Raw genomic sequence first — 21,094 nt, forward strand, 5'->3', positions numbered from 1 at the left:
GCCCACCCTCCGGTCGGGAGCGCGCCGGGGCCCGTCACGGGGACCGCCGCTGCGTGCTCGCTCCGCTCGCTCATTGTCGTACTACTTCCGCAGCTCGATGACGGTCTTGCCGATGCGGATCGGCGCGCCCAGCGGAATCGGTGTCGGTGTGGTCAGCCGGTTCCGGTCGAGATAGGTGCCATTGGTGGAGCCGAGGTCCTCGACGATCCACTGGCCGTCCCGGTCCGGGTAGATCCTGGCATGGCGGCTGGAGGCGTAGTCGTCGTCCAGCACGATCGTGGAGTCGTGCGCCCGCCCGAGCGTAATCGTCTGGCCCTGCAGCGCGACCGTGGTGCCCGTGAGGGAACCCTCGGAGACGACCAGCTTGGTCGGTGCACCGCGGCGCTGCCGGCCACCGCCCGACTGCTGGCCGCGCTGCTGCGGCGGCGCGGCCTGCTGACGCGCGGCCTGCCGCGGGCTCGGGTTTTCCCTGCGGGAGCCGCGCTGGGTGACACGCGTACCGAACAGGTCGCTGCGGATGACCTGCACGGCCACGATCACGAACAGCCACAGTACGGCCAGGAAACCCAACCGCATGACCGTGAGGGTCAGCTCTGACATTGCCCCCGCTTCACCCTTCGGCTTGCCGGTAAATGATGGTGGTGCTGCCCACGACGATCCGCGAGCCGTCGCGGAGCGTAGCGCGGGTGGTGTGCTGCCCGTCCACCACGATGCCGTTGGTGGACCCGAGATCCTGGATCGTCGAGGGCGTTCCGGTCCGGATCTCACAGTGCCGGCGCGAGACGCCGGGGTCGTCGATCCGCACGTCGGCTTCGGTGCTGCGACCCAGCACCAGCGTCGGGCGGGAGATCTGATGGCGAGTGCCGTTGATCTCGATCCAGTGCCGCGCACGCCCGCCTGCCTGCGGGCCGCCGCCCATGGGGCGTCCGCCCACCGGCTGGCCCGCGGGCGCGGCACCGGGACGGGCGCCCGGGGGCGGCGCGGAGGGCATGGGCGGGGCTCCCGCCGGCCCTCCCGCGGGCCGTGCGCTCGGCGGGAAGCCGTAGGCGCTGCGGTCCGCGGGGCCGCCGTCCTGAGAGGTCGAGGAGGCGAGGGTGCGGCTGCGTACCCGGTACAGGCCGGTGTCGAGGTCGTCGGCCTTCTCCAGGTGGACCTTGATCGGGCCCATGAACGTGTAGCGCTGCTGCTTCGCGTAGTCGCGGACCATGCCGGCCAGCTCGTCGCCGAGCTGGCCCGAGTACGGGCTCAGCCGCTCGTAGTCCGGTGTGCTCAGTTCCACAATGAAATCGTTGGGAACGACGGTCCGGTCGCGGTTCCAGATCGTCGCGTTGTTGTCGCACTCGCGCTGCAGGGCGCCGGCGATCTCGACGGGCTGGACCTCGGACTTGAACACCTTGGCGAAGGTGCCGTTGACCAGACCTTCGAGGCGCTGCTCGAATTTCTTCAGGACTCCCATGTGGCACCTCCTCCTACGTACGTCCTGGTACTGCTCATACTGCTCACGTGCGGCGTGCCCATGCGTGGCGCGCCGCCGCCCGCCTGGTACTGCTTACTGATCGTATCCACGCGCAGGGAAATCGGCTGGTTCCCCCTTGCGGCCCGGCCGACGGGTGTCGACCTTCCCGAAGTTCCCTTGGGGGCTCCCCTTCGAACTCCCCTCGGAGAGGATCGTAGAGGGGGTCCGAGAACAGTGTCCCGCACCGGGCTGTGGACCCTGCCCCGCCTGTGGACGGATGGCCGGTACCGGTACGAGGTTGATACGTGTTGATGCCCGTTGGTGCGCAAACGAGGACGCGTCTGTTGCACTGGACGTGGCCCAGCGCACAACGGCGGCCGGGCCTGCGGCAGTACCGCGCCGGAGCGGACAGGAAACGGATGTGAACCCACCCTCGGCACCGTGCTAATCTTCTCGATGTCGGAAGGCGCCAGCACCACAATGGCAGGAGCCGGAGGACACACCCAATGCGCGGGTGGCGGAATAGGCAGACGCGCTGGATTCAGGTTCCAGTGCCCGCAAGGGCGTGGGGGTTCAACTCCCCCCTCGCGCACCATCTGACCGGAGCCCCGCAGGTCTTGAACCTGCGGGGCTCCGGTCTTTTGTCGCGTTGTGCGGGTGTGAGGCATTTCTCAGGTCAGGCGGAGGGTTACGGTCGGGCCAGAGGCTCTGGGGCAGGCGCCAGGCTCAAGGGCTGGGCTCGGGCGCGGGCTCGGACTCGGGCAAGCTCAGGGGGCGGGCTCGGGCTCAGCGGACAGGCCCAAGCTCTGGAGGCAGGCTCAGGCTGCCGGACGGCTGAGAGGGAGGCCATTCCCGACTGCGGCAGCCTGCGATCTCTGTGTGGCTGTCGGCGGGATGGCTGGAGTTCGTCCGTGCCGGAGGTTCTGGTGGGGGCCGGCGGTGGCCGGAGTGGGGACGAACCGGATGCAGCCGGTCACGCGGGTCGGGTGGTGGCCGGGAGGCGACTGTTCCTGGCCGAATGAGTGATGGTTGTTTCCACAGGTGGCGAGTTGTCCACAGGGCTTAACGCGTCGTGATCGACGGCTGTACGGTCGTCCCCACTTGATGTTCGTGCACGGGGGAGGGGTCGGTATGACGGAAGCCGGATCGACGGAGGCGGCGCAGCGGGTCTTCCGCGTCCCGGGCCTCGTGGCATGGCCCCCTAAGGATTCCCCCAAGGAAGAGGGCCGGGCGCTGCGCGCGAGCGTGCCTCGCAGTGCCCACGGGCAGCTACCGGCCGAGGACGACCGGCCGGACCCGGTCGCGGCCGTGGAGGAGTCCAGCCGCGGCCGGATCCCCGAGCTGATCCCGATCCGGGTCGGCAGGATGGCCGCCTCGCCCTTCGCGTTCCTGCGGGGATCCGCCGGGCTCATGGCGCACGACCTCACCCGCACCCCCATGACCGGGATCGGCGCACAGATCTGCGGCGACGCCCACGCCGCCAACTTCGGGCTCTACGCGGACGCCCGCGGTGGACTCGTCATCGACCTGAACGACTTCGACGAGACCGCGCACGGCCCCTGGGAGTGGGATCTCAAGCGTCTCGCCACCTCGCTGGTGCTCGCCGGCCGGGAAGCGGGGGCCGACGAGGACACCTGCCGCAAGGCGGCTCAGTACGCGGCCGGTTCCTACCGGCGCACCATGCGACTGCTCGCGAAGCTGCCCGTGCTGGACGCGTGGAACGCGATCACGGACGAGGAACTCGTCTCCCACACGGACGCACACGATCTGCTGGGCACGCTGGAACGCGTCTCGGAGAAGGCCCGGGCGAACACGAGCGGGCGGTTCGCCGCCAAGTCGACCGAGCCCGTCGAAGGCGGAGGGCGGCGCTTCGTCGACGCGCCGCCGGTGCTGCGCCGCGTCCCGGACGCCGAGGCGGCGGCCGTCGCGGGGGCGCTGGAGGAGTATCTGACGACCCTGTCCGAGGACCGCCGCCCCCTCCTCGCCCGCTACGCGGTGCACGACGTCGCGTTCCGGGTCGTCGGCACGGGAAGCGTGGGAACGCGGTCGTACGTGGTGCTGCTGCTCGATCACCGCGGCGAACCCCTCGTCCTGCAGGTGAAGGAGGCCCGTGCCTCGGTCCTGCTCCCCCACCTCGCCGCAGCGGGTCACCCGATACCGCAGGTGGCGCACGAGGGGCGCCGGGTGGTGCTGGGGCAGAAGGTGATGCAGGTCGTCAGCGACATCCTGCTCGGCTGGACCACGGTGGACGGCCGGCCCTTCCAGGTACGCCAGTTCCGCAACCGCAAGGGCAGTGTTGATCCCGCCGCCCTGGCCGCGGACCAGATCGACGACTACGCACGCATGACCGGCGCCCTCCTCGCCCGAGCGCACGCCCACAGCGCCGACCCCCGACTGATCTCGGGCTACTGCGGCAAGAACGAGGAGCTGGACGAGGCGGTCGCCTCCTTCGCGGTGGCCTATGCGGACATCACGGAGGCGGACCACGCGGAACTGCTGAAGGCGGTCCGTCAGGGGCGGGTCGAGGCGGAGTTGGGGGTCTGACGGAGTGGGGGTCTGACGGCGGCGAGCACCGAGCAGGGCGAGGGTGCCGACGAGGCCCGAGCTGGGGTCGGCGGTGGTCTTCCCCGCGGCTGGCGGGGGTTCTCTCCGGTCGGCGGTGGTCCTTCCCGCAGGTGGCGGGGGTCGTGTGCGGTCGGCGGAGGGTGTTCCCTCCGGTCGGTGGCGGAGGCTCTCACCAGTGGGTTTGTGTGAGGGGCGTGGCCTTGTGGCTAGGCTGGGCGGGTGAGTACCCCGGAAGCTGAACAGTCCCCGTCCGAGCCCGAGGGCGAGCCCGTCGCCGAGCAGTTGCCGGAGCAGTCCGGTATGGGCGGGGCCGGCACTGAGGAGGCGCGGCAGCCGTCCGACACCGGCCGCCGGGACGGGGCTGACGAGACGCGGCCCGACCAGACGCCGTCCGACGATCCGGGATCCGAGGCGTCGCCCGATCCGGGATCCGAGGAATCGCGGTCCGAAGGGTTGCGGTCCGAGGAGGCGCGAGATCCCTCCGGGGACAGCCGGGCGGATGCTGCTGAAGCCGGGGACGGCCGGGCGGTTGCCGGTGAGGCGCGGCCCGAGGAGCGGTTGGAGCGGGCCGTCCGGGCGGCCGAGCAGGCGTTGATCGAGTATGAGATCGCCGTCGAGACCTTCCGGATCGAGGTAGAGAACTTCTCCCGGCTGCACCATCAGAAGCTGGGACCCATGTACGCCCGTCTCGACGAGCTGGACGCGCAGATCGCCGAGGCGCGCGCTGCACGCAGCGGCGATCCAGAGGACCTGCGGAAGGCGCAGGAGGCGCGGGCCCGGGTGATGCCGATGCCCGGCGTCGAGGAACTGTTCCACGGCTGGATCGACTCCGACGGCCTCTCCGCGGAGGCCGCCGCGATGCTCACCGAGCAGCCGGTACGCCCGCCCGAGCGCGTCCGCCCCAGCGATGAGGCCCGCAAGCTCTACCGCGAGCTGGTCCGCAAGGCCCACCCCGACCTGGCGCGGGACGACGACGAGCGCAAGCGGCGCGACGAGTTCATCGCGCGCGTCAACTCCGCGTACTCCCGGGGCGACGAGGCGCTGTTGCGGGAGCTGTCCGAGGAGTGGGCGGCCGGCCCGGTCCCCGAGGAACGGCGCCCCAGCCGCAGTGAGGAGCTCTACGCCCGGCTCGAGTGGCTGGCCCAGCGCAAGGAAATGCTGACCCTGGTCGCGCGGGAACTGGAGGAGGGCGCGATCGGCGGAATGCTCAGGCTGGCCCCGGACGACCCGGACCGGCTCCTCGACGAGATCGCGGAACAGCTGCTCGCCCAGGTCGGCGAGCGGGAGGCGGAGCTGGCGGAGCTCATCGGTGGCGCGTAGCCGGTTCCGGTAGCGTCGGGGGCATGTCTATCGGTTCTGGTGTGCCCACGGTCGAGATCGCTGCCCTGTCGGACGGTGACTTCCTGCTGGACGTCCGTGAGGACGACGAGTGGCAGGCGGGTCACGCCGAGGGGGCGCTGCACATCCCCATGAGCGAGTTCGTGGCCCGTTACGGCGAGTTGACCGAGGCCGCGCCGCAGGACGGCCGGGTGCATGTGATCTGCCGCTCCGGCGGGCGTTCCGCGCAGGTCACGATGTATCTGGTGCAGCAGGGTATCGACGCGGTGAACGTCGATGGCGGCATGCAGGTCTGGGCCGCGGCGGGCCGCCCGGTGGTGGACGCCAAGGGTGAGCCCGGCCACGTGTTGTAGCGCGGTACCCGCCGCGGGGCTTGTTCATCCCAGGGGGTGCGCCGCCAGGAGTTCGCCCAGCGCCTCCTCGTGCGCCGCCGCGGGGCCCAGTGAGAGCTCCAGCTGCTTGGCCCAGGCGTGGTAGCGGTGCAGCGGGTAGTCGGTGTCCGCGCCGAAACCGCCGTGCAGGTGCTGCGCCGTCTGCACCAACCGGCGCACCCCTTCGGACGCCCAGATCTTGGCGACCGACACGTCACCGGCGGCGGGCAGCGCGCCCTGGGCGTCGGTGCTGACGCGCCAGGCCGCCTGCCACAGGGTCGCTTCCATGGCACGCAGGTCGATGTACCGGTCGGCGGCCTGTACGGCGACGGCCTGGAACGTGGCGATCGGGTGCCCGAACTGTTCGCGCTTCCCGGTGTACGCGCTGGTCATCGCGAGTACGCCCATGCCCACGCCGAGCGCCAGCGCACAGGTGCCAGTGGCGAGCAGCAGCCGCAACCGCTCCCACGCTCCGTCCGCGGTGATCACATACCGGGGGGCGACGCGTACCGAGTCCAGCCGCAGTTCGCCGAGCCGTTCCCCGGTGGTGGAGATCTGTTCGGCGAGCGTGACGCCCTCCTGCGCCGGGCCGACGACAGCGAGCACCGCCCTGGTTCCGGTGTGGGCCGGCACGGTGTGGGCGGGCACGACGACATGGTCGGCGTTCAGCGCCCAGGGCACCGCTGTCTGCACGCCGTCCAGTACCCAGCCGTCCCCGGTCTCGTGTGCCGTCACGGCGAGTTCGGCGGGGTCGTGCCCGGTGCGGCCGTTCGACGCGACGGTCAGTACCCGCTCGCCACGTCCGGCCGGGCCGAGCAGTTCGTCCTTCAGCTCGGTGCTGCCACAGGCCTGTACGGCCAGGGCCGCCGCGCTGTGCTCCAGCAACGGCACCCGGGCCAGCACCTTCGCCGACTCGCGCAGCACCAGGCAGAGCGCGATGGCGTCGAGACCGGCCCCGCCGTACTCGGTGTCCAGGAGCAGGCTCAGCAGGTCAGCGTCGGCCAGCCTGGCCCACAGGGCCCGGTCGAAGTCGTCAGCGACGGCACCGGGGGTCAGCGCGGGGCTCGGCACCCCGTCGGCTGCGACCCCTCGGAACACCGCCTGTGCCGCCTCGACCGCCGCCTGCTGCTCCTCGGTGAAGGTGAAGTCCACGGTTCCGCCCTCCCACGCGCCCACCGGCTGATCCGACGGGGCGCAAAGATAGAACAGGTTCTACAAGAAGGGAACGCCACGACCACCGTCCTGTTCGCTCGGTCGTCCGTCTTCCGGGGCGAGGGCCGTAGGGTGTCAACCGCTGTGGACGACTCACGGCCGGTGTGCCGGTCCGGCTGTGCCGGGGCGGCGGGCCTGAGTACCGTTCCGGGTGCGAACGGCGCGGCGGCGCGCACGGGTGCCTCGTCGCCCTGCGGCCCTGCGGCCCGTCGACGAGACAGCGGACGAACGGCGGACGGGGCGGTATGGACGCGTACGACGAGGGCTCGAGCGCCCGGCCCGTACCGGGCGCCCCCGAGTGCGCCGGGGGGCTCGAAGACGGTGCGCCCCGCAGCGCCGAGACCGGGGTCGTGATCCGGAGCGCCGAGACCGGGGTCGTGATCCGGTCCGGGATCGTCGGCTCCGGTCCGGACGAGCGTGACGGGATCCCCGGCGACGGGTCCGGGGCGGTGCCCGCCCGCGGCACGGGTATCGGTGCGCTGTCCCTCCGCTACCGGATCGCCGTGCTCCTCGCCCTCGCCGTCGTCGCCTCCGCGGCGGGTGTGCACCTGGGCATGGTGTTCCTGCACGTCGCACCCGACAACACCGTCAGCAAGGAGTACGGCACGGCGATCGGCGAGTGGGTCTACCCGGAGTTCGAGCAGAACTGGAAGCTGTTCGCCCCCAACCCGCTGCAGCAGAACATCGCGGTGCAGGTCCGCGCCGACGTGCGCACGCCGGACGGCGGGGCGGATACGACCGGCTGGTACGACCTGTCCGCGAGCGATGGCGCGGCCATAGAGGGCAGTCTGCTGCCGAGCCACACCCGGCAGAACCAACTGCGCCGGGCCTGGGACTTCTACACCGCGACGCACGACGCCGAGAACCGGCCGAACGGTCTGCGCGGCGCACTGTCGGAGCGCTACATGCTCCGGATCGCGCTGCTGCGCCTGGAGACCGAGACTGTGCCGGGCATCGGGAAAGGCGTGGTCGTCGAGCGCGTGCAGCTCCGTTCCCGTACGACCAACGTGCCGCCGCCCGAGTGGAGCGACGAGAAGGTGTCGCTCACCCCCTCCTACCGGGAGCTGCCCTGGTGGCCGGTGTCGGACGGCGACGGACCGGTCGGCACGGCCGGGAAGGCGGATGCCGAATGATCCGCTCCGACCGGTCGCTCGCGCGCGCCCTGGCCCGCGTCACCGACACGGCGCTGGGCCCGTACCAGACCGCTGTGATCCGTATCGGCTTCGCCGTCACCTGGCTGCTGTTCCTGCTGCGCGAATACCCGCACCGCCAGGATCTGTACGGGCCCGACGGGCCCTGGAGCTGGGACATGGCCCAGCAGCTCATCGCCGCCAACCACGCCTTCACCGCCCTGCTGTGGTTCGACGGGCGCATCTGGTTCGAAATCGGCTATGTGCTGTCGGTCGTCGTCAGCGCTCTGCTGGTGCTGGGCTGGCGCACCCGCACCATGTCGGTGCTCTTCATGGTCTGCGTGCTGTCGCTGCAGAACCGCAGTGTCTTCGTGGGGGACGGCGGTGACAACGTCATCCACCTCATGGCGATCTACCTGGTCTTCACGCGGTGCGGGCAGGTCTGGTCACTGGACGCGCGCCGCGCCGCACGTTCCCGTGTCACCATCACCGGCCCAACGAGCCCGATCGAACCAACCAGCACCAGCAGCCCCGCCGTTCCGGGGAGCCCGGGTAGGCGCGAGGACCGTGCCGGAGTAGTGCTGTGGTGGGTACTGGCGCTGGTGCTGGCGGCGGTGACCCTGGTGGGGCGGCTGGACGGCGGTGTGCTGGGGGGCTGGCTGACGCTCTTCTGGGGACTGCTCGCGGTGCACGCCGTGTGGTGGGCGCTCGGCCGCCGCGCTCCGTACGGCCAGCCGCGGATCATGCTGGACGTGATCGCCAACGTGGTGCACAACGCGGCACTGCTGGTGATCATGGCTGAGGCGTGTCTGATCTACGCGACCGCCGGCTGGTACAAGATCCAGGGCACTCGCTGGCAGGACGGCACAGCCGTCTACTACCCGCTCCACCTGGACTCCTTCTCGCCCTGGCCCGCACTGTCCGACCTGCTGTCCTCGAGCGGCGTCCTGGTGCTGCTGGTGACCTACGGGACGGTCCTCGTGCAGGTCGCCTTCCCGTTCACGCTCTTCAACCGGCGGGTCAAGAACGTGCTTCTGGCGGTCATGATGACCGAGCACGCGGCGATCGCCGTGGTCCTGGGGCTGCCGTTCTTCTCGCTGGCGATGATCGCCGCCGACGCCGTGTTCCTGCCGACCTCCTTCCTCAAGCGGCTGGGCGGATGGGCGGCCCGCGCCCGGGGCGCACTGCTGTCGCGGGTCCCGCGCAGGGTGCCCGGACCCCGCAGGGCCGAGGAACACACTCCCGAGGAGGCCGAGCAGTCGCACGTAGGCTTCACGGCATGACCGCCCTCACCGACCCCCTGAGCGTCTGGCACCGGCTCGCCGAGACCTCCGTGCTCCTCGACGGTTTCCACGCCCTCAAGCACGCCCTGCGTTTCCAGGCCCAGGTCCGGGTGGCGGTCACCACCGACCGGCGGGCGGCGCTCGCGCTGGCCGAGGAACTCGCCCCGGACGTCCACGACACCCTTGACGGGCTGCTGGCCGAGGTCACGGAAGCCACCTACCGCAGCCTCGTGCCGCGCCCGCACCCCACCGCGGTGGCCGCCCTGGCCCTGCGGCCCTCCCGCGACGCGCATCTGCGGCAACTGGCGCATCTGCCCCGTCGCGCGCCGGTCGTGGTCCTCGACAACCCCCGCAACCTGGGCAACGCCGGAGCGGTCATCAGGCTGGCGGCGGGCTTCGGGGCGAGCGGGGTGGTCACCACGGGGACGCTCGATCCCTGGCACCCCACTGTGGTCCGCGGCGGCGCGGGTCTGCACTTCGCGACCGCCGTGGAGCGGCTGACGGTCGCCGAACTCCCGCCGGGCCCGCTGTTCGCCCTCGACCCCGAGGGCGAGGACATCAGGGGGCTGAAGCTCCCGGACGACGCCGTGCTCGCCTTCGGCTCGGAGCGCAGCGGGCTCTCCGCCGAGCTGCGCGAGCGCACGGACCACCTGGTGTCCCTGCCGATGCGTCCCCAGGTCTCCAGCTACAACCTCGCGACCAGCGTGGCCATGACGCTGTTCCACTGGAGCGCCACCGTCGGCGCATCGAGCGCCACGCGTGGCGCATCGAGTGCCTCGGGAGGCGCTCCGAGTGCCACCGGGGACGCGCCGGCCTGAGCGGCCGTGCGGCAGGCGCCCGCCCGGCGCCCCCGGTCGGCTATGCCTCCCTGCGCACCTCCACCATCCGGAACCGGTTGGCCACGAACGCACCGTCGCACAGGGCCGCGTTGGCCGCCGGGTTGCCGCCGGAGCCGTGGAAGTCCGAGAACGCGGCGGTCTGGTTGACGTACACCCCGCCGGTGAGGTTGAGCGACAGCTGGGCGCACTCCTCCAGACAGGCCTCCTCTACGGCCTCCTCGACCTCCTGGGAGGTCGTGTACGCCCCGACCGTCATCGCGCCCTTCTCGCGGATCGTGCGCCGCAGCAACTCCACGGCATCGGCGGTGGAGTCGACCGCGACGGCGAAGGAGACTGGTCCGAAGCACTCGCTGAGGTACGCGGCCTCGTCGTCCGGCCGCTCCCAGTACTTGCGGGCGCCGTCCGCCTTGACGATCACAGGGGTGCGGACCACGGCGCCGGGGAACTCCGGGTTGGCCACCTCTCGGGAGGCGAGGGCGACCTCGCCGAGGCCGGGCGCGGCCTCCAGTCGTGCCTTGACGTCCGGATTCACGATCGCGCCGAGCAGGGCGTTCGCCCGGGCGTCGTCGCCCAGCAGACCGCCGACCGCCTTCGCCAGGTCGGCGACCACCTCGTCGTAGGTCTTGGCGCCCTGGTCGGTGGTGATGCCGTCCCGCGGGATCAGCAGGTTCTGCGGGGTGGTGCACATCTGGCCGCTGTACAGCGACAGGGAGAAGGCGAGGTTGGACAGCATGCCCTTGTAGTCGTCGGTCGACTCCACGATCACCGTGTTGACGCCGGCCTTCTCCGTGTGGACCTGCGCCTGGCGGGCGTTGGTCTCCAGCCAGTCGCCGAACGCCGTCGAGCCCGTGTAGTCGATGATCCTGATCTCCGGGCGCAGGGCCAGGGTCTTGGCGATGCCCTCGCCGGGCCGCTCGGCGGCCAGCGCCACCAGGTTCGCGTCGAAGCCCGCCTCGGCGAGCACCTCGCGCGCGACCTGGACCGTGAGCGCGAGCGGCAGCACCGCGCGCGGGTGGGGCTTGACCAGTACCGGGTTGCCGGTGGCGAGGGAGGCGAAGAGGCCCGGGTAGCCGTTCCACGTCGGGAAGGTGTTGCAGCCGATCACCAGCGCGATGCCGCGCGGGACGGCCTTGAACTGCTTGGTGAGCGCGAGCGGGTCGCGTTTGCCCTGCGGCTTGGTCCACTCCGCGGTGTCGGGGGTGCGCACCTGCTCCGCGTACGCGTACGCGACCGCCTCCAGGGCGCGGTCCTGTGCGTGCGGGCCGCCGGCCTGGAACGCCATCATGAAGGCCTGGCCGCTGGTGTGCATGACCGCGTGCGCGAACTCGTGCGTCCGGTCGCTGATGCGCTTCAGGATCTCGAGGCACACCACCGCACGGGTCTCCGGGCCCGCGTCGCGCCAGGCGCGCTGCCCCGCGCGCATGGCGGGCAGCAGTACGTCGATGTCCGCGTGCGGATACGTGACACCCAGCTCGATGCCGTACGGCGAGACCTCGCCGCCCACCCAGTCGTCCGTGCCGGGCTGGCCGAGGTCGAGGCGGGTGCCGAGGACGGCGTCGAAGGAGGCCTTGCCCGCGGCCATGTCCAGGCTGCCGTTCTCCCCGTACGCCTTCGGGTGCTCGGGATGCGGGGACCAGTACGCGCGCGTGCGGATCGCTTCCAGCGCGTTGTCGAGGGTGGGCCGGTGCTGCGCGACCAGCTGGTGTGCGGTGAGCTCGGCGGCCATGAGGGACCAACTCCTCGTTCCGGGGAGCGCTTCATCGCGCTCATGAGCTGGGCAGTAATGGACGGACAGGGTTAGAGTAACCGAACGATCGGTCGGTACAAGGGGGTCCGCCGCATCTGTGGAAAACCCCGTGCGGGAGGATCACGGGCATGACAGCACTCGACCTCACCAGCCCCGTGGCCGTCGTGGGCAGCGGCACCATGGGCCAGGGCATTGCCCAGGTGGCTCTGGTCGCGGGCAATCCCGTGCTGCTGTACGACTCCGTGGCGGGCCGGGCCGATGCGGCGGCCGACGCGATCGGGGGCCGCCTGGACCGGCTCGTCGAGAAGGGCCGGCTGACCGGGTCCGCCCGGGACGAGGCCCGCGACCGGCTGCGTCCCGTCACCTCCCTCGCCGAGCTCGCCGACTGCGGGGTGGTCGTCGAGGCGGTGCTCGAGCAGCTCGACGTGAAGCAGGCGCTGCTGAGGGAGCTGGAGGAGATCGTCGGCGAGGACTGTCTGCTCGCCACGAACACCTCGTCCCTGTCCGTCACGGGCATCGCCGGCGCGCTGCGCAACCCCGGCCGCTGCGTCGGGCTGCACTTCTTCAACCCGGCTCCGCTGATGCCCCTGGTGGAGGTCGTCTCCGGGTTCGCCACCGACTTCACGTCGGCCACGCGCGCGTACGAGACGGCGCGCGCCTGGGGCAAGACACCGGTCGCCTGCGCCGACACCCCCGGCTTCATCGTCAACCGCATCGCACGGCCCTTCTACGCCGAGGCCTTCGCGGTGTACGAGGCCCAGGCCGCCGACCCCGCCACGATCGACGCCGTGCTGCGCGAGTCCGGCGGGTTCCGCATGGGCGCCTTCGAATTGACCGACCTGATCGGGCAGGACGTCAACGAGTCGGTGACGCACTCGGTATGGCGGTCCTTCTTCCAGGATGTGCGCTTCACGCCGTCGCTGGCCCAGCGGCGGCTCGTCGAGTCGGGCCGGCTCGGCCGCAAGACCGGGCACGGCTGGTACGACTACTCGGCCGACGCCGAGCGCCCGGAGCCCCACACCGCGGACCGGTGCGAGCCGCCCGCCTACGTCGTCGCCGAGGGGGGTCTCGGACCGGCCGCCGCGCTGCTCGCGATGATCCGCGAGGCGGGCATCACGGTCCGCGACGACGAGGAGGACCACGGCACCCGTCTCATCCTGCCCGGCGGTGGCCAGTTGGTCCTCGCCGACGGACAGACCTCCGTGGAGTTCCGCGACGTCGTCTACTTCGACCTCGCGTTCGACTACCGCAGGGCCACCCGGGTCGCGCTGTCCGCCTCGCAGGACACCTCGCCCAAGACCCTCGCCGAGGCGTGCGGGCTGTTCCAGGCGCTCGGCAAGGACGTCAGCGTCATCGGGGACATGCCCGGAATGATCGTCGCCCGGACGGTGGCCCGGATCATCGATCTGGCGGTCGAGGCGGTCGCCAAGGGTGTGGCCACCCCGGAGGACGTCGACACCGCGATGACACTCGGCGCCAACCACCCTCTCGGGCCGATGGAGTGGTGCCGCAGACTCGGTCAGGGCTGGGCGCACGACTTCCTCGAGGAAATGCACGAACGCGAGCCCTCCGGCCGTTACGCGCCCTCCCTGGCGCTGTTCCGCCACTATTCCTCCGACCAGTGGGAGGGCACTTCATGACCACGGCCAAGCGCGACACCTACACCCCGGAGACGCTGCTTTCCGTCGCCGTGCAGGTCTTCAACGAACGTGGCTACGACGGCACTTCGATGGAGCACCTGTCCAAGGCGGCCGGTATCTCCAAGTCGTCGATATACCACCACGTCGCCGGCAAGGAGGAGTTGCTGCGCCGGGCCGTCAGCCGGGCGATCGACGGCCTCTTCGGGATCCTCGACGAGGAGCACGCGCGCGAGGGACGGGCCGTGGAGCGCCTCGAGTACGTGGTGCGGCGCATGGTCGAGGTGCTCACCGGCGAACTGCCGTATGTGACGCTGCTGCTGAGGGTGCGCGGCAACACCCATACGGAGCGGTGGGCCCTGGAGCGCCGCCGCGAGTTCGACCACCGGGTGGCGGAACTGCTCAAGGCCGCCGCGGCGGACGGCGACGTGCGCGGCGACGTCGAGGTCCGGCTCGCGACCCGGCTGGTCTTCGGGATGATCAACTCGATCGTCGAGTGGTACCGGCCCGACGGGCGGGGCATGGGCGCGCGGGAAGTGGCCGACGCCGTGGTGCGGTTGGTTTTCGCGGGGCTGCGCGAGGAGCACTGAGGCGGGCCCCGGGCCGGCGTTCAGCCCGAGGGCTCCAGGTCCTCCTCCTCGAACACCAGCAGCGTGTGGGTGCTGAGCACCTCGGGTATCGCCTGCAGCTTGGTGAGCACCAGTTCCCGCAGCGCCCGGTTGTCCGGGGTGTGCACCAGCAGCAGGACGTCGAAGTCGCCGCTGACCAAGGCGATGTGCGCCGCTTCCGGGAATGCGCGCAGCTGTTCGCGCACCGAGCGCCAGGAGTTCTGCACGATCTTCAGCGTGATGTACGCGGCCGCGCCCTTGCCCGCCCGCTCGTGGTTGACGCGGGCTCCGAAGCCACGGATCACGCCGTCCTCGATGAGGCGGTTGATGCGTGCGTAGGCGTTGGCGCGGGAGACATGGACGCGTTCGGCGACGGAGCGGACCGAGGCCCGGCCGTCGGCCCGCAGCATCTGCAGGATGTCCTGGTCTATGGCGTCCAGTGGCCGGGCGGGCGGGAGCGCGCGATCGCTCTCGGGCTCGTCGGCCATTTGTTCAGGAGCCATGCCCCCCCGCCTCAATACCATGGACGTACTGCGTCCATCTCAGGGTGTGGAGAACCGTTTGTCCACAGCCTGGAGGTGCCTGTAGCCAAAATGTGCCGACGACCGAACAATCGGTAGGTGAGGCGCATCACACCGGCGCGCCTCGACGCGGCTCCCACCCGGAGCCGGTTCGGACCACGAGGAGGTGCCGTCATGACGGTCATGGAGCAGCGGGGCGCTTACCGGCCCACCCCGCCGCCCGCCTGGCAGCCCCGCACCGACCCCGCGCCGCTGCTGCCCGACGCGCGGCCGTACCGCGTGCTGGGCACCGACGCCGCCGACGCCGTCGCTGATGCACACCCCGCGCTGCTGCGCCGGCTCTACGCGCAGCTGGTATGCGGCCGCCGCTACAACACCCAGGCCACCGCCCTCACCCGGCAGGGCCGCCTCGCCGTCTACCCCTCCAGCACCGGCCAGGAGGCCTGCGAGGTCGCCGCGGCGCTCGTCCTCGAGGACCACGACTGGCTCTTCCCCAGCTACCGCGACACCCTGGCCGCCGTGGCCCGCGGCCTGGACCCGGTCCAGGCGCTGACGCTGCTGCGCGGAGACTGGCACACCGGCTACGACCCGCACGAGCACCGCGTCGCGCCCCTGTGCACACCGCTCGCCACCCAGCTCCCGCACGCCGTGGGCCTCGCGCACGCCGCCCGTCTCAAGGGCGACGACGTGGTCGCGCTGGCCATGGTCGGCGACGGCGGCACCAGCGAGGGTGACTTCCACGAGGCGCTGAACTTCGCGGCCGTCTGGCAGGCACCTGTGGTCTTCCTGGTCCAGAACAACGGTTACGCGATCTCCGTACCGCTCGCCAAGCAGACCGCCGCGCCGTCCCTGGCCCACAAGGCCGTCGGTTACGGCATGCCCGGCCGTCTGGTCGACGGCAACGACGCGGTGGCGCTGCACGAGGTGCTGTCCGCCGCCGTACGGCATGCGCGCGCGGGCGGTGGCCCCACGCTGGTGGAGGCGGTGACGTACCGGATCGACGCCCACACCAACGCCGACGACGCGACCCGCTACCGCAACGACAGCGAGGTCGAGGCCTGGCGTGAGCACGACCCGATCGCCCTGCTGGAGCGGGAGCTGACCGCGCGCGGGCTGCTCGACGAGGACGGAGTGCGGGCCGCGCGCGAGGACGCCGAGGCGATGGCCGCCGATCTGCGCGAGCGCATGAACCAGGACCCGGCGCTCGACCCCATGGACCTGTTCGCCCATGTGTACGCCGAACCCACCCCCCAGCTGCTGGAGCAGCAGACCCAGCTGCGGGCCGAGTTGGACGCCGAGCAGGGCGTGACCGCGGAAGCCGGGGCCGCCGCCCACGCGGAAGGAGACCGGCGATGACCACGGTCGCCCTCAAGCCCGCAACCATGGCGCAGGCCCTCGGTCGCGCGATGCGCGACGCGATGGCCGCCGATCCGACGGTCCACGTCATGGGCGAGGACGTCGGCACCCTCGGCGGTGTCTTCCGGGTCACCGACGGGCTCGCCAAGGAGTTCGGCGAGGACCGCTGTACGGACACACCGCTCGCCGAGGCGGGCATCCTGGGGACGGCCGTGGGCATGGCCATGTACGGCCTGAGGCCCGTGGTGGAGATGCAGTTCGACGCCTTCGCCTACCCGGCGTTCGAGCAGCTGATCTCTCACGTGGCGCGGATGCGCAACCGCACGCGCGGGGCGATGCCGCTGCCCATCACCGTCCGGGTCCCCTACGGCGGCGGGATCGGCGGCGTCGAGCACCACAGTGACTCCTCCGAGGCGTACTACATGGCCACGCCGGGGCTCCACGTCGTCACGCCCGCGACCGTCGCCGACGCCTACGGGCTGCTGCGCGCCGCCATCGCCTCCGACGACCCGGTGGTCTTCCTGGAACCCAAACGGCTGTACTGGTCGAAGGAGTCCTGGAACCCCGAGGAGCCGGTGCCCGTCGAGCCCATCGGCCGCGCGGTGGTGCGGCGTCCGGGCCGCAGCGCCACGCTGATCACCTACGGGCCGTCCGTGCCGGTGTGCCTGGAGGCGGCCGAGGCGGCGTGCGAGGAGGGCTGGGACCTCGAGGTCGTCGACCTGCGCTCGCTGGTGCCGTTCGACGACGAGACGGTCGCCGCGTCCGTCCGCAGGACGGGCCGGGCGGTGGTGGTGCACGAGTCCGGCGGCTTCGGCGGACCCGGCGGGGAGATCGCCGCGCGCGTCACCGAGCGCTGCTTCCACCATCTGGAGGCCCCGGTGCTGCGGGTCGCCGGGTTCGACATCCCGTATCCGCCGCCGATGCTGGAGCGGCACCACCTGCCCGGCGTCGACCGCATCCTGGACGCCGTGGCACGCCTGCAGTGGGAGGCGGAGAGCTGATGGCGCAGGTCCTCGAATTCAAGCTGCCGGACCTCGGCGAGGGGCTCACGGAGGCGGAGATCGTCCGCTGGCTGGTCCAGGTCGGCGATGTGGTCGCGGTCGACCAGCCGGTCGTCGAGGTCGAGACGGCCAAGGCGATGGTCGAGGTGCCCTGCCCGTACGGTGGCGTCGTCACGGCCCGCTACGGCGAGGAGGGCAGTGAACTTCCCGTGGGTGCACCGCTGCTGACGGTGGCGGTGGGTGCGCCTGCCCCGGCCGGTGAGGACGCCGGGTCGGGGAACGTGCTCGTGGGCTATGGCACGGGGGCCGCTCCCGCACGGCGCAGGCGGGTGCGACCGGGGGTCGTGGGGCTGCGCGCGCCGGGCCCGGGCGAACCGCCTTCGCCGGGAACGGGCGAACCGCGCTCGGCGGGGACGAGCGAACCGCGTTCGGCGGGGAGGAGCGATCCGCTTTCGCCGGGGAAGGGCGAGCACGAGTCCGCCCGCGCGGCCGGACGGCGGAGCCCCGACGGTCCAGTGCCGGTCATCTCGCCGCTCGTAAGGCGTCTGGCCCGGCAGTACGGGCTCGACCTGAGGGAGCTGGCGGGGTCCGGGCCCGACGGGCTGATCCTGAGGGCAGACGTTGAGCACGCGGCGCACGCGACGCGGACGGTACCCGTCGCGGCTGCCCCCGCTGCCCCCGCCGTCCCCACGGCTCCGGCAACCCGGTCGGGCCCGGCTGTCGAGGCGGTCCCGGCGGTCCCGGTGGAACCGGTCCGACCGGTGTCAGCGCAGCCGGGTACCGTGCCCGTTGCCGGTGCGGCCGCCGGCGCGGGTACGCGGGTCCCTCTGCGCGGTATCCGGGGCGCCGTCGCCGACAAGCTCTCCCGCAGCCGGCGCGAGATCCCCGACGCCACCTGCTGGGTGGACGCCGACGCCACCGAACTGCTGCACGCGCGCGCGGCGATGAACGCCGCGGCGGGACCGAAGATCCCGCTGATCGCGTTGCTGGCCCGGATCTGCACCGCGGCGCTGGCCCGGTACCCCGAGCTCAACGCGACGGTCGACACCGAGGCGCGTGAGATCGTCCGGCTGGACGCGGTGCATCTCGGGTTCGCCGCGCAGACCGATCGGGGGCTGCTGGTCCCGGTCGTCCGGGACGCGCACACGCGGCACGCGGAGTCGCTGGGCGCCGAGTTCGCGCGGCTCACCGAGGCGGCCCGGTCCGGAACGCTGACGCCCGGGGACCTCACGGGCGGCACCTTCACGCTGAACAACTACGGAGTGTTCGGTGTCGACGGCTCCACACCGGTCATCAACCACCCCGAGGCGGCCATGCTCGGCGTCGGTCGCATCGTCCCCAAGCCGTGGGTGCACCAGGGGGAGCTGGCGGTACGCCACGTCGTCCAGCTCTCGCTCACCTTCGACCACCGCGTGTGCGACGGCGGCACCGCCGGAGGGTTCCTGCGGTACGTGGCCGACTGCGTGGAACAGCCGGCGGTGCTGCTGAGGACCCTGTAACCCTTTGATCCCCCGAAGGGGGGTGGCAATGATCCGGCGGGCGCCCATACTCGGGGCATGACCTCGTACGACGCGATCGTGCTCGCCGGGGGCGCCGCACGGCGGCTGGGCGGGGTGGACAAGCCCGGGCTGAGTGTCGGCGGGCGGGCCCTGCTCGACCGGGTGCTGACGGCCTGCGCCGGCGCGCACACCACCGTGGTGGTCGCCGACCCCAGGGTGACCGCGCGCCCGGTGGTCTGGGCGCGCGAGGATCCACCCGGCGGCGGGCCGTTGGCCGCGCTGGACGCCGGACTGCGCCGGACGACGGCCGAGCATGTCGTCGTGCTCTCCGCCGACCTGCCGTTTCTGGCGGAGAGCACAGTACGGCACCTGCTGGACGCCCTCGGCCGGGCGAGCGCGACCACCACCGACACCGGTGTGGTGGCGCCGCGGGCGAGTGGCGCCCTTGCCGACGCGGCGGCGACGAACCGGGCAGGTTCGGACGGCGCGATGCTCACCGACCCCGACGGACGCGATCAGCCACTCGTGGCCGCGTACCGAGCGGACGCGCTGCGCCGTGAGCTGACGAGGCTGGGCGAGGAACACCACTCGCTCGCCGGACTGCCGCTGCGGCGGCTGGTCGGAGCGCTCGAACTCACGCGTGTCTGCGACCCCGTCGCGTCCTTCGACTGCGACACCTGGGACGACATTGCAGCGGCCAGAGCGCGTATCAGGGAGCATGGGCACGTGTTGGATGAATGGATCTCCGCAGTCAAGGACGAGCTGGGCATCGACCTCGACGTCGACATCAAGGCCCTGCTGGACGTCGCCCGCGACGCCGCGCACGGTGTCGCGCGTCCGGCCGCCCCGCTGACCACGTTCCTCGTCGGCTACGCGGCCGCGCGGGCGGGCGGCGGCCCCGAAGCGGTGGCCGAGGCCTCCCGCAAGGCGACCGCCCTCGCGCTGCGCTGGGCGGACGAGACGGCGGGGCCCGACACCGGTCCGGAGGCAGGATGACCGCGACCCGCGGCACCCGGGGCGGCCATGACGCCGACGACCTCGACGTCGAGGAGGCCCTCGCCCTGGTACGGCCCGCCGCGTCCGTCCCGGTCGGCGATCAGGACCCTGAGGCCGGCTTGCCGGGGACACCGGCAGACGGCCCGGACCCCGCTCCCACGGACGCCCCGAGCGGCCCGCGGGAGTCCGGCCACGGCTCGGAGTCCGACCCCGTGTCCACCGAACGGGACGATGTGGCCCGGCGCAAGCACGCCCGTCACGCGGCCACCCCCTGGCCGGAGGCCCGGGCGATCGCCGAGCGGGCGGCCCGCTCGGTGCGCGCGCACGGTCCCGTCACCGTGCGCCTCGACGACGCCCTCGGCCTGGCCCTGGGCGCCCCTCTCACCGCCCTCACCGATCTGCCGTCCTTCGACACCTCGGCCATGGACGGCTGGGCCGTCGCCGGCCCCGGCCCCTGGGCCGTACGAGAGGACGGGGTGCTGGCCGGGCATGCCGAGCCCGAACCGCTCGGCGACGGCGAGGCGGTACGGATCGCCACCGGGGCCCGTATCCCGCACGAGGCCACCGCCGTCCTGCGTTCCGAGCACGGGCACACCGACGATCTGGGGCGGCTGCACGCCACCCGTGAGGTCGTGCCGGGGCAGGACATCCGTCCGCGGGCCCAGGAGTGCCGGCGCGGCGACCAGCTGCTGCCCGCCGGTACGACGGTCACCCCGGCCGTGCTGGGACTCGCCTCGGCGGCCGGCTACGACACGGTGCAGGCCGTTCCCCGCCCGCGCGTCGACGTCCTCGTCCTCGGCGATGAACTGCTCACCGAAGGTCTGCCGCACGACGGGCTGATCCGGGACGCTCTCGGGCCGATGCTGCCCTCGTGGCTGCGGGCGCTCGGCGCGGAGGTCGTCGAGGTGCGCAGGCTGGGTGACGACGCGGCGGCCCTGTACGGGGCCGTGTCCAGCTCCGACGCGGATCTGATCGTCACGACCGGCGGGACGGCGGCGGGGCCCGTCGACCATGTCCAGCCGACCCTGCGTCGCGTGGGCGCCGAACTCCTGGTGCACGGCGTCAAGGTGCGCCCGGGTCACCCCATGCTGCTGGCCCGCACCAGGGAGAACCAGCATCTTGTGGGCCTGCCGGGCAACCCCCTGGCCGCGGTCTCCGGGCTGCTCACGCTCGCCGAGCCGTTGCTGCGCACCCTCGCGGGCCGCCCGGCCCACGAGCCGGAGGCGCTGCCCGTGGAGGGCACGGTGCACGGGCATCCGCAGGACACCAGGTTGATCCCGGTCGCCGTACGGGCCGGCCGCGCCGTACCGCTGCACTACAACGGTCCGGCCATGCTCCGCGGTATCGCGGCGGCGGACGCGCTCGCGGTCGTCCCCCCGGGCGGCGCCCGGGCGGGGCAGGAGCTGGCACCTCTCCACCTGCCCTGGGCGCCGGCCGGGATCGGGGCGCCCGGCGCGTGAACGGCGGTGTGCCTCACATGAAGCGGCGGACACGGGACATACGGCGTGTCTGACGTGAACCAGAACGGGGAGTGT

The 21,094-nt window shown here is 72.1% G+C and carries 18 protein-coding genes and 1 tRNA gene; 14 read left to right on the forward strand and 5 right to left on the reverse strand.

Annotation, left to right across the window (positions count from 1 at the left end; genetic code table 11):
• Positions 1-81: 81 nt before the first annotated feature.
• Complete coding sequence (locus EF387_RS17930) at positions 82-600, reverse strand: FHA domain-containing protein FhaB/FipA (protein WP_128377553.1); 519 nt, start codon at positions 598-600, stop codon at positions 82-84.
• Positions 601-610: 10 nt separating this feature from the next.
• Positions 611-1,456, reverse strand: a complete 846-nt coding sequence (locus EF387_RS17935) for an FhaA domain-containing protein (protein ID WP_128377554.1) — start codon at positions 1,454-1,456, stop codon at positions 611-613.
• A 508-nt stretch (positions 1,457-1,964) separates the two neighbouring features.
• Between EF387_RS17935 and EF387_RS17940 the strand changes: the two genes are divergently transcribed.
• The 4 genes from EF387_RS17940 to EF387_RS17955 all read left to right on the forward strand — a co-directional run bounded on the left by EF387_RS17940 (position 1,965) and on the right by EF387_RS17955 (position 5,712).
• Positions 1,965-2,051, forward strand: a tRNA-Leu gene (locus tag EF387_RS17940).
• A gap of 536 nt (positions 2,052-2,587) precedes the next feature.
• Complete coding sequence (locus EF387_RS17945; protein WP_162467161.1) at positions 2,588-4,000, forward strand: DUF2252 domain-containing protein; 1,413 nt, start codon at positions 2,588-2,590, stop codon at positions 3,998-4,000.
• Between the two features lie 321 nt (positions 4,001-4,321).
• A complete protein-coding gene (locus EF387_RS17950; protein ID WP_420802592.1) occupies positions 4,322-5,341 on the forward strand; it encodes a hypothetical protein in 1,020 nt (339 codons plus the stop codon).
• 41 nt (positions 5,342-5,382) lie between these two features.
• On the forward strand, positions 5,383-5,712 hold the full coding sequence (locus EF387_RS17955) for a rhodanese-like domain-containing protein (protein WP_128377663.1): 330 nt from the start codon (positions 5,383-5,385) through the stop codon (positions 5,710-5,712).
• 24 nt (positions 5,713-5,736) lie between these two features.
• Here the strand turns inward: EF387_RS17955 and EF387_RS17960 are convergent, their stop codons facing one another.
• Positions 5,737-6,882 (reverse strand): acyl-CoA dehydrogenase family protein, encoded by a 1,146-nt coding sequence (locus EF387_RS17960; protein WP_128377555.1) that lies wholly within the window; start codon positions 6,880-6,882, stop codon positions 5,737-5,739.
• Between the two features lie 305 nt (positions 6,883-7,187).
• Here EF387_RS17960 and EF387_RS17965 point away from each other — a divergent pair, with 305 nt between their 5' ends.
• Genes EF387_RS17965 through EF387_RS17975 form a run of 3 tightly spaced genes read left to right on the forward strand, consistent with a single transcriptional unit; the run spans position 7,188 to position 10,173 of the window.
• Positions 7,188-8,075 carry a DUF5819 family protein gene (locus EF387_RS17965; protein WP_128377556.1) on the forward strand — a complete coding sequence of 296 codons (888 nt, stop codon included), beginning with the start codon at positions 7,188-7,190 and terminating at the stop codon, positions 8,073-8,075.
• A complete protein-coding gene (locus EF387_RS17970; protein ID WP_128377557.1) occupies positions 8,072-9,355 on the forward strand; it encodes an HTTM domain-containing protein in 1,284 nt (427 codons plus the stop codon). Before EF387_RS17965 ends, EF387_RS17970 begins: the two co-directional genes overlap by 4 nt.
• On the forward strand, positions 9,352-10,173 hold the full coding sequence (locus EF387_RS17975; RefSeq protein ID WP_128377558.1) for a TrmH family RNA methyltransferase: 822 nt from the start codon (positions 9,352-9,354) through the stop codon (positions 10,171-10,173). Before EF387_RS17970 ends, EF387_RS17975 begins: the two co-directional genes overlap by 4 nt.
• 40 nt (positions 10,174-10,213) lie before the next feature.
• On the opposite strand, the gene paaN is transcribed toward EF387_RS17975, so the two are convergent.
• Positions 10,214-11,920: a phenylacetic acid degradation protein PaaN gene (gene paaN / locus EF387_RS17980; RefSeq protein ID WP_128377559.1), complete on the reverse strand. Its 1,707-nt coding sequence runs from the start codon at positions 11,918-11,920 to the stop codon at positions 10,214-10,216.
• Positions 11,921-12,069: 149 nt separating this feature from the next.
• Between paaN and EF387_RS17985 the strand changes: the two genes are divergently transcribed.
• Complete coding sequence (locus tag EF387_RS17985) at positions 12,070-13,581, forward strand: 3-hydroxyacyl-CoA dehydrogenase (protein ID WP_128377560.1); 1,512 nt, start codon at positions 12,070-12,072, stop codon at positions 13,579-13,581.
• Complete coding sequence (locus EF387_RS17990) at positions 13,578-14,168, forward strand: TetR/AcrR family transcriptional regulator (protein WP_128377561.1); 591 nt, start codon at positions 13,578-13,580, stop codon at positions 14,166-14,168. The genes EF387_RS17985 and EF387_RS17990 overlap by 4 nt, the downstream gene beginning before the upstream one ends.
• Positions 14,169-14,188: 20 nt before the next feature.
• On the opposite strand, the gene EF387_RS17995 is transcribed toward EF387_RS17990, so the two are convergent.
• Positions 14,189-14,674, reverse strand: coding sequence for an Lrp/AsnC family transcriptional regulator (locus tag EF387_RS17995; protein ID WP_128377664.1), 486 nt, complete (start codon positions 14,672-14,674; stop codon positions 14,189-14,191).
• Positions 14,675-14,881: 207 nt separating this feature from the next.
• Between EF387_RS17995 and pdhA the strand changes: the two genes are divergently transcribed.
• From pdhA to EF387_RS18020, 5 genes are read left to right on the forward strand one after another with little or no spacing between them, the layout of a single operon-like run.
• Positions 14,882-16,063 (forward strand): pyruvate dehydrogenase (acetyl-transferring) E1 component subunit alpha, encoded by a 1,182-nt coding sequence (pdhA, locus tag EF387_RS18000; protein ID WP_128377562.1) that lies wholly within the window; start codon positions 14,882-14,884, stop codon positions 16,061-16,063.
• Entirely contained in the window at positions 16,060-17,064 is a 1,005-nt protein-coding gene (locus EF387_RS18005; RefSeq protein ID WP_128377563.1) for an alpha-ketoacid dehydrogenase subunit beta, read from the forward strand. Before pdhA ends, EF387_RS18005 begins: the two co-directional genes overlap by 4 nt.
• Entirely contained in the window at positions 17,064-18,563 is a 1,500-nt protein-coding gene (locus EF387_RS18010) for a dihydrolipoamide acetyltransferase family protein (RefSeq protein ID WP_128377564.1), read from the forward strand. The genes EF387_RS18005 and EF387_RS18010 overlap by 1 nt, the downstream gene beginning before the upstream one ends.
• Before the next feature lie 57 nt (positions 18,564-18,620).
• A complete protein-coding gene (locus EF387_RS18015) occupies positions 18,621-19,559 on the forward strand; it encodes a DUF6457 domain-containing protein (RefSeq protein ID WP_128377565.1) in 939 nt (312 codons plus the stop codon).
• Positions 19,556-21,019, forward strand: a complete 1,464-nt coding sequence (locus EF387_RS18020; protein WP_128377566.1) for a molybdopterin molybdotransferase MoeA — start codon at positions 19,556-19,558, stop codon at positions 21,017-21,019. Before EF387_RS18015 ends, EF387_RS18020 begins: the two co-directional genes overlap by 4 nt.
• Positions 21,020-21,094 lie beyond the last annotated feature (75 nt).

The organism is Streptomyces cavernae (assembly GCF_004023625.1).
GTDB classification, from domain to species: Bacteria; Actinomycetota; Actinomycetes; order Streptomycetales; family Streptomycetaceae; genus Streptomyces; species Streptomyces cavernae.